Source organism: Arthrobacter sp. B3I9 (assembly GCF_030816935.1).
Classification (GTDB): Bacteria; Actinomycetota; Actinomycetes; order Actinomycetales; family Micrococcaceae; genus Arthrobacter.
In genome coordinates this window covers 3,583,727-3,599,801 of the sequence record NZ_JAUSYO010000001.1, presented here as the reverse complement: position 1 = coordinate 3,599,801, position 16,075 = coordinate 3,583,727, and the positions used below count along the sequence as shown (strand labels likewise).

Annotated in this window: 13 protein-coding genes and 1 pseudogene; 7 read left to right on the top strand and 7 right to left on the bottom strand. The window is 66.6% G+C overall.

What is annotated here, in order from left to right; genetic code table 11:
* Window positions 1-4 precede the first annotated feature (4 nt).
* A complete protein-coding gene (locus QFZ65_RS16615; RefSeq protein ID WP_306911861.1) occupies window positions 5-1,789 on the bottom strand; it encodes an ATP-dependent DNA helicase RecQ in 1,785 nt (594 codons plus the stop codon).
* Window positions 1,790-1,935: 146 nt separating this feature from the next.
* Here QFZ65_RS16615 and QFZ65_RS16610 point away from each other — a divergent pair, with 146 nt between their 5' ends.
* From QFZ65_RS16610 to QFZ65_RS16600, 3 genes and pseudogenes are all read left to right on the top strand, one after another.
* Window positions 1,936-2,271, top strand: a complete 336-nt coding sequence (locus tag QFZ65_RS16610; protein WP_306911860.1) for a cupin domain-containing protein — start codon at window positions 1,936-1,938, stop codon at window positions 2,269-2,271.
* Window positions 2,272-2,527: 256 nt separating this feature from the next.
* Window positions 2,528-3,888 (top strand): annotated as a pseudogene (locus QFZ65_RS16605) (MFS transporter).
* A gap of 186 nt (window positions 3,889-4,074) precedes the next feature.
* The gene (locus QFZ65_RS16600) at window positions 4,075-4,491 is read left to right on the top strand and encodes an ester cyclase (protein WP_306911859.1); all 417 of its coding nucleotides are present in this window, start codon (window positions 4,075-4,077) and stop codon (window positions 4,489-4,491) included.
* 92 nt (window positions 4,492-4,583) lie between these two features.
* On the opposite strand, the gene QFZ65_RS16595 is transcribed toward QFZ65_RS16600, so the two are convergent.
* Window positions 4,584-5,654, bottom strand: a complete 1,071-nt coding sequence (locus QFZ65_RS16595; protein ID WP_306911858.1) for a glycerophosphodiester phosphodiesterase family protein — start codon at window positions 5,652-5,654, stop codon at window positions 4,584-4,586.
* A gap of 192 nt (window positions 5,655-5,846) precedes the next feature.
* On the opposite strand from QFZ65_RS16595, the gene QFZ65_RS16590 reads away from it, so the two are divergent.
* The 3 genes from QFZ65_RS16590 to QFZ65_RS16580 all read left to right on the top strand — a co-directional run bounded on the left by QFZ65_RS16590 (window position 5,847) and on the right by QFZ65_RS16580 (window position 8,175).
* Complete coding sequence (locus QFZ65_RS16590) at window positions 5,847-6,212, top strand: metalloregulator ArsR/SmtB family transcription factor (protein WP_306911857.1); 366 nt, start codon at window positions 5,847-5,849, stop codon at window positions 6,210-6,212.
* Window positions 6,209-7,411: a cation diffusion facilitator family transporter gene (locus QFZ65_RS16585; protein ID WP_306911856.1), complete on the top strand. Its 1,203-nt coding sequence runs from the start codon at window positions 6,209-6,211 to the stop codon at window positions 7,409-7,411. Before QFZ65_RS16590 ends, QFZ65_RS16585 begins: the two co-directional genes overlap by 4 nt.
* 383 nt (window positions 7,412-7,794) lie before the next feature.
* Window positions 7,795-8,175 carry a VOC family protein gene (locus QFZ65_RS16580; protein ID WP_306911855.1) on the top strand — a complete coding sequence of 127 codons (381 nt, stop codon included), beginning with the start codon at window positions 7,795-7,797 and terminating at the stop codon, window positions 8,173-8,175.
* 51 nt (window positions 8,176-8,226) lie between these two features.
* On the opposite strand, the gene QFZ65_RS16575 is transcribed toward QFZ65_RS16580, so the two are convergent.
* Window positions 8,227-9,657: an FAD-binding oxidoreductase gene (locus QFZ65_RS16575; RefSeq protein ID WP_306911854.1), complete on the bottom strand. Its 1,431-nt coding sequence runs from the start codon at window positions 9,655-9,657 to the stop codon at window positions 8,227-8,229.
* A gap of 397 nt (window positions 9,658-10,054) precedes the next feature.
* Here QFZ65_RS16575 and QFZ65_RS16570 point away from each other — a divergent pair, with 397 nt between their 5' ends.
* Window positions 10,055-10,882, top strand: a complete 828-nt coding sequence (locus tag QFZ65_RS16570) for an alpha/beta fold hydrolase (RefSeq protein ID WP_306911853.1) — start codon at window positions 10,055-10,057, stop codon at window positions 10,880-10,882.
* A gap of 75 nt (window positions 10,883-10,957) precedes the next feature.
* Here the strand turns inward: QFZ65_RS16570 and QFZ65_RS16565 are convergent, their stop codons facing one another.
* The 4 genes from QFZ65_RS16565 to QFZ65_RS16550 form a co-directional block, all read right to left on the bottom strand.
* Window positions 10,958-11,542 carry a histidine phosphatase family protein gene (locus QFZ65_RS16565; protein WP_306911852.1) on the bottom strand — a complete coding sequence of 195 codons (585 nt, stop codon included), beginning with the start codon at window positions 11,540-11,542 and terminating at the stop codon, window positions 10,958-10,960.
* A gap of 176 nt (window positions 11,543-11,718) precedes the next feature.
* The gene (locus QFZ65_RS16560; RefSeq protein ID WP_306911851.1) at window positions 11,719-13,092 is read right to left on the bottom strand and encodes an MFS transporter; all 1,374 of its coding nucleotides are present in this window, start codon (window positions 13,090-13,092) and stop codon (window positions 11,719-11,721) included.
* A gap of 42 nt (window positions 13,093-13,134) precedes the next feature.
* Entirely contained in the window at window positions 13,135-14,610 is a 1,476-nt protein-coding gene (locus QFZ65_RS16555; protein ID WP_306911850.1) for an NAD-dependent succinate-semialdehyde dehydrogenase, read from the bottom strand.
* 36 nt (window positions 14,611-14,646) lie between these two features.
* Window positions 14,647-15,897: an iron-containing alcohol dehydrogenase gene (locus QFZ65_RS16550; RefSeq protein ID WP_306911849.1), complete on the bottom strand. Its 1,251-nt coding sequence runs from the start codon at window positions 15,895-15,897 to the stop codon at window positions 14,647-14,649.
* Window positions 15,898-16,075: the final 178 nt, after the last annotated feature.

Below are 16,075 nucleotides of genomic sequence, written 5' to 3'. Positions count from 1 at the left end.
CGGCTCAGTCCCGTGCCCGGGTGAGCAGCCCGTGCTCTACGACGGCGGTCCGGGACAAGGTCTTGTAGCCCTCCTGCTCGAAGAGCACGGTAATGACATCGTCCTCGTGCCGCATCACCAGGCCCGGACCCCACTCCTTGTGGACCACCCCGGACTGCAGCGGGAAAAGCTCGGCGCCGTCGTCGGAGCCGGCATCTGAGGCGGTGTCGCCGTCGTCCGGGCTGGCGGGGGAGGCAGCGGCGTTGGTGCAGCTGTCGCAGTTGCCGCAGCCTTCGGGAAGGTCCTCGCCGAAGTAGCCGAGCAGGTACTGCCGGCGGCAGCTGTCGGTCTCGGCGTAGCCGCGCACCATTTCAATCCGGGAGTGGTCCATCCGCTGCCGGGCTTCGGCGAGTTCCACCGCTGCCGCCACCACCTTAGGCAGCTTCGCGCCGGCGTCGAGCTTCACGCCCCGCTTTCCTACTTTGACTTTCCGCGTCTCCTGGAGCTGGTTCAGCAAGCCGGTTAGCCTCCGCGGCGAAAAGCCGGTCGCCTCCGCCAGGGCGGACTTGGCCAGCGGGCCGTCGGCGCTGCGGAGGGCGGTAAGGACAGCCAGCAGCGCGTCCTCGTCCGCGTTGTGGGTGCCGAAGAACCGGCGCAGGCCGAGGTCCTCGGACCGGTAGTGCAGTTCAGCGAGGGCGGGTTCGCCGTCCCGGCCGGCGCGGCCGATTTCCTGGTAGTAGCTGTCCAGCGACTCAGTGATGTCGGCATGGACCACAAAGCGGACGTTGGGCTTGTCGATGCCCATGCCGAACGCCGTGGTCGCGACCACCACGTCCAGCTGGTCGTCCATGAAGAGCCCGTAGACGCGCTCGCGGTCCTCCTTGCTTCGGCCCGCGTGATAAGCCTCGGCACGCAAGCCCTTCTTGACCAGCTTCTCCGCGTACTTCTCCGTGTCCTTGCGTTTAGCGGCGTAGACAAGCCCGGGTCCGGCGAGCCCTGTTACGGAGCCGGTGGCCAGCTCTGTGACCCGCTCGACGACGGCACGGCGCTTCGCCTTGTCTTCCTGGTGGCGGATCACCTCGAGCCGGATTTTGGGCCGGTCGAAGCCATGGACCAGGACCAGCGGGTCCTTCATCTTCAACCGCTCCCGGATCTCCTCCCGGACGGGCCGGGCGGCAGTTGCGGTGAGGGCTGCCACCGGAGGGTTGCCAAGCCGGCTGCGGACCGCGCCCAGCCCGAGGTAGTCGGGCCTGAAGTCGTGGCCCCAGGAGGACACGCAGTGCGCCTCGTCCACGACGAACAGCGCGACGTTCAAGGCCGCGAGGCGGTCCACGGTGGCGTCCTTGGCCAGTTGCTCCGGGGCGAGGAAGAGGAAGGTAGCTTTTCCGGTCTCTGCGGACTGCCAGGCTTCCTCCAGCTCAGAAGCACTGTGATTGGAGTTGACCACCACCGCGGTCTGCGGACCGAGGCGGGTGTTCAGGCTGTCCACCTGGTCTTCCTGCAGGGCGATCAAGGGGGAAACCACGACGGCGATACCCGGCCGGTCAGCGTCGGCCTCCCGTTGGCGGATGGCCACGGCGGCGACCTGGTAGACGGCGGACTTGCCGTAGCCGGTGGGCATGACTGCAAGGACGTCGCGGCCCGCTGCGAGCGCGGCCATTCCGGTCAGTTGTCCGCTGCGCAGGTGCGGCAGATCAAAGGTTTCCGCGGCAAGCCGGCGCAGTTCGGCGGCTGTTTGCTGGGCCTCTGTGCCGGTGGGCGGGGCGGTTGCAGGAGAGTTGGCGGCGGGGTCTTCAAGGGCCTTGGTCATGGCGGTGCTCCGGTGGGACGATCCGTTGGCCGTTGGCTTCAGCCGTGCCACCAGCCTAACCCGTTCCCTTCGTCAGTGCCGCTGGGGTGCACCGTCCGGGGCCAAGGGCACTCGGCACAACCGGTGATTCTAGGTACGGTGGGGCCATGCAAAAGATATCGATCGAGGCCCTGGCCCGACAGCAGATCGCGGCAGCGGTGGCGGCGCCGAGCGGCCGGGCCAGTGACACGGTATTCGGCGGCCATGAGAAAGTGCTCCGGCAGACCGTCATGGCGTTCCGGGCGGGCACCCAGTTGAGCGAGCACCTGAACCCCGGTGAAGCCACGGTGTTCGTGCTCCATGGCTGCGTACGCCTGCAGGCAGGCAACGAGTCCTGGCAGGGGAAGGCCGGTGATCTCCTGATCGTGCCGGACGGTCTGCACAGCCTGGAGGCGGAAGAGGATTCTGCCATCCTGATGACGGTGGCGAAGACGGACCGCTAAGGGCCGGCTTGCGGCTCGCCAGCGCGCGGGCGTCGACCTTTCTGTCGTCGCTTGCGTCGAGCCGGGCTCAGACTCGGGTAAGGCGCCAGGCGTCACGGGAGGCAGCCTTTCGGCCGGCGTGGGGAGGACATCCGCGGTTTTCCGGGGGCTCCCAGGCGCCGCGTGGCCCAAAGCCTGCGCCGCATGACGCGCCCATGGGCGTCCGCCGGCTGACACCGAGTTCTGATCGGCACCCGTCGTGCGACAGACTGTTGCCGTGAGCAACTCTCCCCGGACCGGCCTCGCCGTCGCAGGCCTCAGCCTTGGCACGGCGCTGAACCCGCTGAACTCGTCCATGATCGCCGTCGCCCTTGTGGTGCTGCGCGCGGACTTCGGGCTCACGTCGCCGCGGTCACCTGGGTGATCACGTCGTTCTACCTGACCTCTGCCGCGGGCCAGCCGGTGATGGGCCGGTTGGCGGACCGGTTCGGGCCGCGCCGCCTGTTCATGCTGGGGATGGCAGTGGTTGCCGTGACCTGCGCCGTGGCACCGTTCGCGCCGAACTTCGCGCTGCTGTGCGTGGCGCGGGCGTTCATGGCACTCGGGACCGCGACGGCGTATCCCAGTGCCGTTGTTCTGGTGGGGCCGCTGGCCCGGCTGGCCGAGGTGCAGTCCAGTCGTCCGCTGGGCCGGATCCAGATGGCCAACACCTCAGCGGCGGCCGTCGGACCGGTGGTCGGCGGGCTTCTGGTGAGCCTGGTCGGCTGGCAGGCCCTGTTCCTGATCAACGTTCCTCTCGCGCTCGCGGCCATTCTCCTGGTCCGGCGGTTCGCCCCGGCGGATGAGGAACGTGAACGCGGCAAGGTCTCCGAGCTGCTGCGGGACTCCGACATACCGGGAATCCTCGCCTTCTTGGCGGCCATGGTGCTTGTGATGATGTCGCTGCTGAATGTCCTGCCGGGATACCGCTGGTGGCTACTGGGCGCCGGGACCCTGCTGGCCGTGCTCTTCGTGTGGCGTGAACTGCGCTTCGCCCCGCCGTTCCTGGACCTCCGGCTGTTGGGTTCAAACCGCGAGCTGCTGCTCGTCTATCTGGGCTTCGCCCTCTTCAGCGGCGTCTACTATTTCGCGTTCTTCGGCCTGCCTCAGCTGCTGCAGGAAGCCGGCGGATACAACCCGGGGATCGTCGGCATCCTGATGCTTCCCCTAGCCGCGATGTCGGTGGTAGTGACGCCGCCCGCGGTCCGCGCAATGGACCGTTTCGGCGTGAAGCGGGTGCTGATTGCCGGCGTCGTACTGCTGATCGTCGCATCCGCGACGATGTGGCTACTGACGGCGTCATTCGCCATTCCTCTTGTCATTGGAGTGACTGCCCTGCTGGGGGTCCCATACGGGGTGGTGAGTATCGCCACCAGCCAGGGCATGTTCCTCTCCACCCGGCCGGAGGAACGCGGCGTGGCCGCCGGAATCTACCAGACCTGCCGCTACGTCGGCGCGATCACAGCGACGGTGCTCATCGGCATCTTCTACGGGACCGGCGTGAACCCGGCCAACTGGGGGCTCATGGTGTTCGTGATGCTGGGTCTCGGCGCGGTGGTCTTTGGGGTGTCCCTGCTGTGGCGGGAGCGGCAGGCATAGCGCCTTGACACCCCAAATGGCCCGGATTAGCGTCGGCCTTATCGGGGCGTTTTGCCCGTTTTCACCAGGCATGCCGAAGGTCTTCGGCGCTCAGTCCGGCCCCCTCCGCACAGCCTGGCGCGAGCATGGAGAGTCACAGCGTGACACCGGGGGATATCAAACGGTCTCGCGCACAAGGAGTCGGAAATGTCGGACGGCACTGGACTGATTGAACGGTTCTACAAAGAGATCATTGAGAGCGGAAACCTGAATCTCATTGATGAGTTGGCGCTGGATAGCTATGTGGATCACGAAGAGGCGCTCCCCGGGCAGCCTCCGGGCAGGGAGGGAGTCGGGTTCTTCGTCAACGTGATGCGGACGGCCTTCCCCGATATCCGCGTCAAGGCCATCACGGCGACCGTGGCGTCGGGAGATATGGAGGCGGCCCACGTGATTCTGGCCGGTACCCACAGTGGCGAAATGGCCGGTGTCGCAGCAACGGGCAATAGCGTCGAGTTCGGCTGCACGGACATTATCCGGGTCGAGGACGGCAAGGTCGCCGAGCACTGGGGCACCACGGACACGCTGAAGTTGATGCAGCAGATCGGGGCCGTGCCTCAATAACAGGGCAGGGGGCTTTCGGAGGAAACCGCGGCTGTGAGTCCCTTGAGACGCAAACGGGGCGGCCACCCGGTGGCCGCCCCGTCGTCGTGCTTCTAGCTCTTGGTTGAGTAAGCCTTGGGGAGCTTCAGTCCGCGCTGCTCGGTGACGGTCCGCAGGCGGGTGGGATAGTCGGTGATGATGCCGTCGACGCCGAGGTCCATCAGCTGCTCCATGTCGGCCGTGGTGTTGACGGTCCAGGGAATGACAGTCACCCCGAGCGCGTGGGCTTCGGTGACCATGGCCGGGGTCACGGAACGGAAGGTGGGGGAGATGATGTCGTAGCCCTGGGCAGCCGCTGCCTTGGCAAGGGATCCGCCGTAGGTGTCGATGTCGATGCCGCCGAGGTTGGGGCTGGCGCCGGGCTTGCCGACCTCGAGCCAGGCATCGCCGCTGGACAGGGCCGCGAGGGGAAGCTGCGGGGCGATCGTTTTGGCCAGGTTCAGCGAGGACCAGTCGAACGACTGCAAAGTGCTGCGCCCGGCCATACCGGCGCTACTGATCTCGTGGACCACAGCCTTGGTCAGGGCAACCGAGCCTTCGCCGCCGGCCTGGCCGTCCTCCACCTTGGTCTCGATGTTGAAGCGGACCTTTTTGGCGTCGGCGTCATTCACCACCCGAAAGACGTCCTTGAGTTCAGCGATCCGGTTTCCTTCGATGACGTCCTGTTCGGGGAACCCCTTGAGCTGGGTGAAGCCGCAGTCGAGGCTTTTGATCTGCGCGAGCGACAGCTCAGCGACGCGGTCCCCGACGTACGGGAACTGTGCGTCGCCGGGAGCTGCGGGCGCGGTGTCGCGGCATTTGTCCGCCTGGATGGTGTCGTCATGCCAGACGATGACCTTGCCGTCGGACGTCAGGTGGGTGTCCAGTTCCAGCGTGGTGACGCCGAGCTTCAGGGAGTTGGCGAAGGCGGCCAGGGATTCCTCGGTCCACTCGCCGCGGCCTCCGCGGTGCGCCTGCAGGTCGAAGGAGCCGTTGCTCTCGTTGGTCTTGATGCTGGCTGTTGCTTTTACGGCAGCGTCCGACGACGGCGCGGGGCCAGTCTCGGGGGTGGAAGCGGCGACGGCGGGGCTCGCCAGAGCGGCGATGAGGGCGGCAGCGGCCGCGGCAGTCAGGGGTGCGCGCATGGAAATGGTTCCTCCTGGGTGACTGTTACCGGCGCTGTGCCGGCGACTCGACCACGCTAGGAGGGCGAGATGGACTGCCCGGGGCGGGTTGTTGGACCGGGGGTGAACACTTCGTCGCAGGGCTGGTTGTCGCCAGCGCCAAGGCTAGAGGCCGGAAGGCGCCGTCCACCGGTAGTGTGTCAGAATATGCGCATGAATGCAGATAACCGGATACGCGGTCGCGAACCCGACAGCCAGTTTGTGGAACTGGCAGTTGAGGTGTTCGCAATGCTCGCCGACGCAACCCGTGTGCGGATCATCCTTGCGCTCCGGGACGGTGAACTGCCCGTGCACCAGTTGGCGGAAATGGTCCACAAATCGCCGGCGGCCGTGTCCCAGCACCTGGCGAAAATGCGTCTGGGACGGATAGTGGCCGCGCGGCAGGACGGCACACGCGTGTTCTATCGCCTCGAGAACGAACACGCCCAGCGGCTCGTCACCGATGCCATCTTCCAAGCCGAGCACTCGCTCGGGGGAACGCCCCGACACCACCACGCCGAGAGCAGGGAACAAGAATGAGCACGCACAGCGATCACCCCCATTCCAGCTCGACCGGGTCCCAGGTCGACGTCGACAAGCAGGACCAGGGTCACGACGGACACGGGCACGACCGGCACGACCACGGCCACGACCACGGCCACGGCCACGACCACGGCCATGGCCACGCGCACTCCCACGATCATGGCGGGCACGGTCACGAGCATGGCCACGGTCATTCCCACACCCACCCGACGGGAATCAAGGGCTTCTTTTACGGCTTGTTCGTTCCGCATACCCACGACGCCGTGGACTCCATCGACGACGCACTGGAGGCGAGCGAGCAAGGCGTCCGGGCGCTGAAGATCAGCCTCTTCATGCTGCTTGGCACCAGCGTCCTGCAATTCATCGTGGTGCTCGGAAGCGGCTCGGTGGCTTTGCTCGCCGACACCATTCACAACTTCTCTGACGCTTTGACTGCGGTGCCGCTGTGGGTTGCGTTCATCCTCGCCCGCCGGCCGGCAACCCGGCGCTACACCTACGGCTTCGGCAGGGCCGAAGACCTGGCCGGCCTCTTCATCGTTGCCGTCGTCGCGCTCTCAGCACTTGTTGCCGGCTGGCAGTCTGTCGATCGGCTGCTCAATCCTCAGCCCCTGCAGAACCTCTGGTGGGTGGCCGCAGCGGGCCTGGTCGGCTTCGCGGGCAACGAAGCTGTGGCTATCTACCGCATCCGGGTAGGCCGGAAGATCGGCTCTGCCGCTTTAGTTGCCGACGGTGTCCACGCCCGCATGGACGGATTCACCTCCCTGGCCGTGGTGCTGGGAGTGATCGGCGTCTGGGCCGGCTTCCCGCTGGCCGACCCGATTGTGGGTCTGCTGATCGCCGTCGCCATCATCATCCTGCTGTGGGGCACCATCCGGAGCATCGGCCGGCGTCTGATGGACGGCATCGAGCCCGACCTTCTCGATCGTGCACAGGCGGCGCTCACGGCCACGCCCGGTGTGGACGCGGTGCCGGCGTTGCAGCTGCGCTGGATCGGACACCGAATCCAGGGCAACGCAACCATCCAGGTGGCTGACATGCCGGTTTCCGCAGCTGAGCAGATTGTGCGGGACGCCCAGCGCCGGGTGAGGCGAGCCCTGCCCCATCTGGACAGCATCGTCATCCGGACAACTGCCGGACATGAGCACGGCGAAGTGGACCTGGCCGACTCAACGTCCGCTGACATGCACGCTCTGTGAGGTAGCCGCTGTAGCCCGGCGATCCCGGCCACGCAGGTCAGCTGCATGCTGGCCCGGCGCGCCCGTTGGATCGCTTCGCCGGCCAGGGCCGCGTCCCGGAGGAGCGGCGCCACGGACGACGCCGACGGCACCGGAGCCGTTCCCGCCGCAGGGCACGCGTTTGCCTATTTCCTTGGCTACGGATCGGTCCATAATGGCCACATAAGCTTCGGGGACTCTCGCGCCGGTGATGGCGGGCACGGCGGTGAAGAGTCCCGGGTGGCTGCCCGGCACTCGGCGCAACGGGCGGTCACGGCCCCCGGACAAAGACGTAGTGGGGACCCGAAACAGGGGGGAGGAACCGCGCCGTCGTGCGACACATCAATCCAGAGAAGGAAATCATCATGCTCACGGATTCAAACATTCTGGCTGTCCTCCCCGCGAAGGACATCGACAGGGCGAAGGATTTCTACCGGGACAAGCTGGGCATGGAACCCTCCGATTCCATGGAAGAGGGCAGCGCCATTTACCGCTGCGGGAACGGAACAGGGTTCCTGATTTACCAGACGGAGAATGCAGGGACAGCCAAGAACACCCAGATGGGCTGGGAAACGGACAACCTCGAACGCGAGATGGAGGATCTGCGAGGCCGCGGCGTCGTTTTCGAAGAATATGATTTCCCCGGCCTGAAGACGGAGAACGGGATTGCCACCAATGATTGGGGAAAGGCAGCCTGGTTCCTGGACAGCGAGGGCAACATTCTCAACCTCTCCCAGCGCACGTAGGCCTGAGGCTGGCACCCGTCGGAGCAGGAACCTGGGGAAGGCCGCCCCGGCTTAGGCCCCTCCGGCGGGGGCCGGCACGATGTTGTGGTTGAGGCGGAAGAGGTTTTGCGGGTCGAAGCGGTTCTTCAGGTCCACCAGTCGGTCATATGTTTCGGGGCCGTAGGCCTGCCGTGCGGCCTCGATGGGGTCTTGTCCGATTTCTGCGCCGAGGAAGTTGACATACTGGCCGTGCTCGCCGAACGGCTGCATGAGAGCGTGGGCCTTCCGCGCGAACGCGCTCAGCCGCTCGTCCTCCGCCGGGTCCTGCCAGAAGCCGTAGATATTCAGCCAGTACTTTGCCGAGCGGTTGGGAAACGCTGTAGCTTCCTCGGGCACACGCCCGAAGGCCCCTTCCATGTGGTGGATATCGATCCCGGTCCCGGACCATGTCACCTCAGAGGCGAAACTGACCAGAACGTCAATGGCCGCATCGTCCATCCGGGAGAACGACATGTTTTTCCAGTACCCCCGGGAGCCTTTGGGAAAGAGAGCGTCCATGGCGGACTGCCACTCCAGCCAGGCGGTCGGCCCCACTTCCTCCGCGTCTGGGGGCGCGGACTGGCGCAACTGCCCGATCAGCTCGAGCCCGGGCGGGTGGTTTTCCGAAGCCCAGGCGAAACCGATGATCATCCACGGCTCAGTGCCCATCTCCATGTCGGGTGGGAGCACGAGGAAGGAGATGATCGGGTTCATCTCCTCGGGTAGGTCCTGCGTCCACCGGGCGAAGGCGCTCAGCGCGCTCTTCCAGCGCGTGGGGCGGTAGAAGAAGTTTCCCCCCAGCACATCAGCAGGCAGCGTCCGGGCGCGGAACGTGAAGGACGAGACCACCCCGAAGTTGCCGCCCCCGCCGCGGAGCCCCCAGAACAGCTCGGGGTTTTGCTGTTCGCTGGCATGCAGGTGCTCTCCGGTGGCGGTGATGACGTCGGCGCAGTCCAGGTTGTCCAGGCTCAGCCCGTTGGACCGGGTCAGCCAGCCCACCCCTCCGCCGAGGGTCAGCCCGGCAACCCCCGTTGCGCTGATCACCCCAAGCGGCACGGCGAGTCCGTGTGCGGCCGTGGCCCGGTCCACGTCTGCCAAGGTCGCCCCGGGCTCGACGACGACGAGCCGCTTGTCGACGTCGACAGCCACATTGCGCAACTGGCTGAGATCCAGCACGAGGCCGCCTTCCACGGTGCCATGGCCGGCGATGTTGTGCCCCCCGCCGCGCACGGCAAGCGGCAGGCCAGTGCTGCGGGCTGTGTGCAGGACCGGGTGGATGTCCCCGACGGCTCCCGCCCGGATGACGGCCCGCGGACGCACGTCGATCATGCCGTTCCATACCGCACGGGCCTCGTCGTACAGCGGATCCTGCGGTTCGATCACCTGCCCCGCCAGGTGCCTGCGCAACTCCTGCAGGGCACGGTCCTTTTCGCCGTCCTGCTCCGCCTGGTGCATTGTGCTCATCGGTCTGCTGCTTCCGTTCCACGGGGATTGGCGGCCCCAATAGTGCGTCCAATAGTGGATTTGTTCTCGCCGGAATCGGCGGTGCAGGGCGATACCCGTCCCGGTACGTGCGGGCCGTGAACGTCGCGGCCCGGGAATACAGTCCAGCCGCCAAAGGCACTGGAACAGCTCGCGGTGTCCACAGTATAAAGTCGCCCGCCAAGCCGGACAACGGCCAACGTGGAGTGCCCCGCCCGGACAGTAGGGAGCGGGCGGGCCGGTCCGGAATACCCTAGGCGCCCCACCAGCAGGAGAGTAGATTACCCATGCATTGCCTCGCGGGTTGCCGCGGACTTGCACCGGCAGCGGACTCGGCAGGACCGCTTGGCCGGCGGCCGAACGAGACAGGAGGGCCGCAGTGGGGCGGTATGTGAAAGCCGGGGAGCTGGAGATCTGGACGGAGCAGATCGGCGAGGGGCCGGATGTCCTGCTGATCGGCGGCCTTGGGGACACCGTGGAGTCCTGGCAGTTCCAGCTGGACGGGCTGGCGGACCGCTACAGGCTGACGGCGTTCGATAACCGGGGGGCCGGCCGCACGGCGATGCCGGAGGGGCAACCCACTGTCGAGGCCATGGCGGACGACGCGGCTGCGGTGCTGCGTGGTCTCGGCAGTCCTCCAGCGCATGTCGCAGGGTTTTCCGGCGGCAGCATCATCGCCCAGGAGCTTGCCCTGCGGCACCCGGAGCTGGTGCGAAGCCTGGTGCTGCAGAGCACGTGGCCGGCAATGGACCAGTACATGAAGTCGCTCTGCCGGTCCATCCACTGGCAGGCCACGCTGGCACCGGACGAGCGCGCATTCCTGGAGTTCTTCTTCCTGCTGGTCTATACGCCACGGGCACACAACAGCGGGATGGTCAGCCAAATTATCGACGACGCCCTCGCCTTCCCTTATCCCCAGTCCACGAGCGATTTCCTAAAGTTCCTGGACGCGTTCGTGGCCCACGAGACGGCCAGCCGTCTGGGGCAGATCAAAGCGCCCACCCTTGTCCTGGCCGGGGGAGTGGATCCGATGAGCCGGCCGGAACTGGGTGCAGCCGTAGCCCATCGGATACCGGGTGCGCAGTTCGAGGTGATGCCGGAGGAATCCCACCAGCCGTTCCAGGAGGTCCCGGACGTGTGGAATGCGCGCGTGGACGAGTTCTGGCAGGAGGCGGAGCGGCTGCACTCGGAAACGACCGGAAGCTGACGCGGACCCCTAGCTGCCCGCAGCCTGGCGATCAGGGGCAGCGGTAACGGCCGGTTTGAGCGCCGGCGGCCCTCGTCAGCCGACGGGTGCCGCGGCCCACGGCTCACCGTTGAGGTACTCGAGCTGCCAGCCGTCGACGGCGTGGTGGTGGGCGAGGTTCAGCACGGCGTTATCGATGCTCTCCACTGGGCGGCCGATCGCGCGCCCAAGGGTCAACCGGATGAGGGTTCCGTGGGCGACCACCAGGACGCGGCTGCCGCGGAATTCCTCGGCCAGCGCTTCCAGTGCAGCCAGCCCGCGGGCGGCCGCGTCGTCGTCGCTTTCGGCTCCGAGGAAACCGTCGGTGGTGCGCAGGGCGTCCAGTTCGGGGCCGTCCTGCAGTCCTTCGGCCGGCCCGAAGTCGCGCTCGGTGAGTTCCGGGACGCGCCGGGTCACGCTGATTCCGAGCCCTGCGGCGATGAGGTCGGCGGTTTCGGCGGCACGGCTCAGCGGTGAGGACACCACGGCGTCCCACTCGTAGCCGGAAAGGGCGGCGACGGCCTCCCGGGCCTGGCCACGTCCGACGTTGTTCAGCGGAATGTCGCTGGATCCTTGCAGACGGCGCTGCGCGTTCCAGTCGGTTTGGCCATGGCGGATGAGCGCGAAGGTCGTAAGGGTCATGCGTCCATTCTGCCCTGAGAGGGGACCGGCCCCGGAACCCGGTCCTTCACCGGGCCAAGCACGAGCCGCCCGCCGTCGGGCTCGCGTCAGGCCCACAAGGACGGGACCCAAAAGAAAGGGCGCCGCCCGGGTCCACTTTCGACCCGGACGACGCCCGCCTTTATTTCAGAGGAGTATCAGTTGGAGCTGACGCGCTCCTGTGCAATCGCTTCGTTCTTCTCGTCCAGCGCCTGGGCGGCGGTGATGCGCCGGTCCAGCTTCGCGAGGGTTTCCGGTGCGAGCAGGGTTGCGACGACCGTGATCACGCCGATGATGCTGAAGTACAGGATCACCCAGCCCGGCTTGCCGTTGCCGGCGGTGAGCAGCGCCACGGCGACGAGGGGCGCGATGCCGCCGGCCAGGACCGAGCCGAACTGGTAGCCCATGGAGGCGCCGCTGTAGCGCAGCTTGGTGGAGAACAGCTCAGCAAAGAAGGCTGCCTGCGGACCGTACATCGAGTTGTGGAAGACCGCGAGGCCGATGATGATGGCGAGCGTTGCCAGCAGTGCGCTGCCGGTGTCCGTCATGACGAAGTAGAGCGGGAAGAACAGGAGTCCGCCGATGGAACCGAACAGGTACAGCGGCTTGCGCCCGATCTTGTCCGAGAGGATCGCCCACAGCGGGACAGCGAAGACGCCGATGGCCGAGGCAATCAGAACGGACATGGTGCCCTGGTTGGCGCGTTCAGCACCGAACGTCTTCATGATGTAGACCACGGAGAAGGTGGTGTACAGGTAGAACGCGGAGTTCTCCGCCAGGCGCATGCCGACCACAAGCCAGATGCCCTTGGTTTCCTTCTTCATGGCCTCGCCGAGGGGCTTCTTCGCGGTCTTGTTCGCCGCGACGAGTTCCTTGAAGTCGTTGGAGTCCTCAAGCTTGTTGCGGACCACCATGCCGGTGACAATCAGGATCACGCTGAGCAGGAACGGAAGGCGCCAGGCCCAGGCGTCGAAGGCCTCAGCCGATACCTGGCCCTTGACGATCAGGACGCTGGAGTTGGCCAGCAGCATACCCGCGGGAACACCCATCTGGGTGAAGCTGCCGAAGAATCCGCTGCGACCGGCAGGGGCGTGCTCGATGGAGATGACGGCCGCACCGGCCCACTCGGCTCCGGCGCCGAAGCCCTGCAGCAGGCGCAGGACCGTCAGCAGGATGGGGGCCCAGACGCCGATCTGCGCGTAAGTGGGAAGCATGCCCATGGCCAGGGTGGCGAAGCCCATGATGAGCAGGGAGAGCACCAGCATCGGCTTGCGGCCGATCTTGTCGCCAAAGTGGCCGGCGAACATGCCGCCGAACGGACGGGCAACGAAGCCCACCGCGTAGGTGACAAATGCCATCAGCAGGCCGGTGGCGGGATCCTGCTCCGGGAAGTACAGGCGGCTGAAGACGCCGGTGGCGGCGAGCAGGCCGAAGATGTAGTAGTCGTACCACTCGATGGTGGTGCCAATGAAGCTGGCAGCCGGAACGCGCCAGAGCGCCTGCTTCTTGGCTTTGGTGTTGGAGATCGTCATTAATCTTTTCTTTCGGATGGAGACAAAGGGGAGTGGCAGGGTTTACCAGTCGAGGGCGATGTACTTGGTTTCGGTGAAGTCCAGCAGGCCCTGGTGGGCACCTTCGCGGCCGAGGCCGCTCTGCTTGACGCCGCCGAAGGGCGCTGCGGGGTCGGACACGAGTCCCCGGTTGAGGGCCACCATGCCGCTTTCAATGCGTTCGGAGACCCGGAGTCCGCGGCGGAGGTCCTCGGTGAACACGTAGGCTGCGAGGCCGTACTCGGAGTCGTTGGCGGCGGCGATCACTTCGTCTTCGGTGTCGAAGGGGATGACCGAGGCCACGGGTCCGAAGATTTCCTCACTGACCATGCGGGCCTGAAGCGGCACGTTGGTGACGACTGTCGGCGGGTAGTAGAAGCCGGCACCGTCGACGGCCTTGCCGCCGGCGAGGAGCCGGGCGCCCTGGCTGACCGCGTCGCGGACCAGCGAGTCGACCTTGCGGACGCTGGGCTCGTCCACAAGCGGACCGACCTCGGTGCTGGGGTCGGTGCCCGGGCCCACGCGCATGGCGCCCATCCGCTCGGCAAGACGGCGGGCGAACTCGTCGTGGATGCCGCGCTGGACGTAGATCCGGTTGGCGGCGGTGCAGGCCTGGCCGCCGTTACGCATCTTGGCGACCATGGCGCCGTCGAGCGCCTTGTCAAGGTCCGCGTCATCGAAGACCAGGAACGGGGCGTTGCCGCCGAGTTCCATGGAGCACTTGAGGACGTTGTCGGCCGCCTGGCGGAGCAGGTGACGTCCGACGCTGGTGGAACCGGTGAAGGACAGCTTGCGGACGCGGGGATCGGCAAGGATCGGGGTCATGACGTCGCTGGTCTTGCTCGTGGTGATGATGTTGACCACGCCGGCCGGGACGCCGGCGTCGATCATCAGCTGGGCGATCGCCAGGGTGGTCAGTGGCGTGAGGGTGGCGGGCTTCAGCACAGCGGTGCAGCCTGCGGCCAGCGCCGGCGCCAGCTTCCGGGTGGCCATGGCCGCCGGGAAGTTCCAAGGGGTGATCAGCACGCAGACGCCGATCGGCATGTGCTGGACAAGGATCCGGTTGGAGCCCGACGGCGAGACGGACACGTCGCCGATGATCCGCACCGCTTCCTCGGCGTACCAGCGGAAGAATTCGGCGGCGTACGCCACTTCTCCGCGGGCGTCGCTGAGGGCCTTGCCGTTTTCGAGGGAGATGAGGTGGGCGATCTGCTCGCTGCGCTCGGTCATCAGGTCGAAGCATCGGCGCAGGATTTCGGCGCGCTGGCGCGGCGGCGTCGCGGACCATTCCGGGAGGGATGCTGCGGCGGCGTCGACGGCGGCGAGCCCGTCCTCGACGTCGGCGTCGGCGATTGCGGTGATGACGGAAGCGTCGGAGGGGTTGATCACGGCGACGGTGTCACCGTTGCTGGCGTCCTGCCAGCCTCCGGCGATCAGCAGCTGGCGGGGAACCGTCAGACCGTCGACGTCGAGCGGTTCAGAGGTTGAAAGAAGAGTCATCAGGAGTCCTTATTACTGATTAGCGGATGGTGCGGTTCAGCGGATGGTGCGGTCGCCGGCGTAGGCGGCGTGGACGATGGAGGTGACGCCGGCGAGGTCGAGCGGCACGGGGTTGTTGTCGATGAGCCGCTTGGAGTTCAGCGAGAGCTTGGCGATCTGGGCGAGGTCGCTTTCCTGCACGCCGAGGTCCTTCAAGGTCGGGGGGAGCTCGATGGCTGCGATGACCTCGTCGATTGCCTCGACACCTGCAACGGCGGCGGCGCGCTGGTCCAGGCCGCGGATGTCGCGGCCCAGGGCTTCAGCGATCTGCGCCAGCTGCGGCTGGATGGCCTCGAAGTTGTGGCGGACGACGTAGGGCAGCAGGAGGCCGACTCCCACACCGTGGGGGGTGTGGGTGAGGGCGCCCACCGGGTACTGGATGGCGTGCGCGGCGGCGGTTCCGGCGTTGCTGAGAACCACGCCGCCGTACAGTGCCGCGAGCATCATCCCGGCGCGGGCCTCGGTGTTCTCCGGGTCCTTGTACGCGGTGACCAGGCTGCGGCCGACCAGCCCGATGCCGTTCAGGGCAATCGAGTCGGTCAGGATGTTCTTGCCGACGAAGACGCGCTCCGAGGCCAGGGTGGAGGTGGGTTCCCGGGTGATGGCGGTGAAGGACTCCACCAGGTGCACGAAGGTGTCCGCGCCGGTGGCGGCCGTCAGCGACGGCGGGCAGGAGTAGGTGAGCTCCGGATCGCAGACCGAGGCGAACGGGATGATGTGCGGGCTGGAGATGCCCATCTTCATGCCGAGGTCGGGATCGGAGACGACCGCGATTGCGGTGGCTTCCGAACCCGTGCCGGCGGTGGTGGGCAGGGCGATGACCGGCTTGACGGGGCCGGGAACGGCGAATTCGCCGTAGTAGTCGCTGGGCTTGCCGCCGTGGGTGAGCAGCACGGAGACGACCTTCGCCATGTCCATGCAGCTGCCGCCGCCGAAGCCGATGATGACATCGATCTCCTGGCCCTTGAGTTCCTCGACGCAGGCGATGATGCCCGGCGTCGGAAGTTCTGCCTGGGTGTCGCCGTAGACCCGTACGGTCAGGTTCCGGTCCTCAAGGCTGGTGACCAGGGCCGAAAGTTCCTCCGAGACGGCCAGCCGCGGATCGGTGCAGACGAGGACGTTGGTGCCGAATTCTGCTGCGATACCGGCGACGGCGAAGCGCTGCTGGGCGCCGACGACGATGCTCCGCGGCAGGCGGAGGACGCCGAAAGTTGCGGGACGGATACCCGCTGCATGCGCACACGACATTGTGAATAACTCCTAGAGATGGGATGGGCGGTCTGCCTGAAAGATGCCGCAGATCTCAGCATTCCAGAGTGGAGTGACACCCACCATGTAGGTTTATGCCATAGAAGTGCGCTTCACATGTGGGCTGGTGCCATGGGCGGCTATGTTAGGGCGCCCGATGGTCGACAGGAACCGCCGG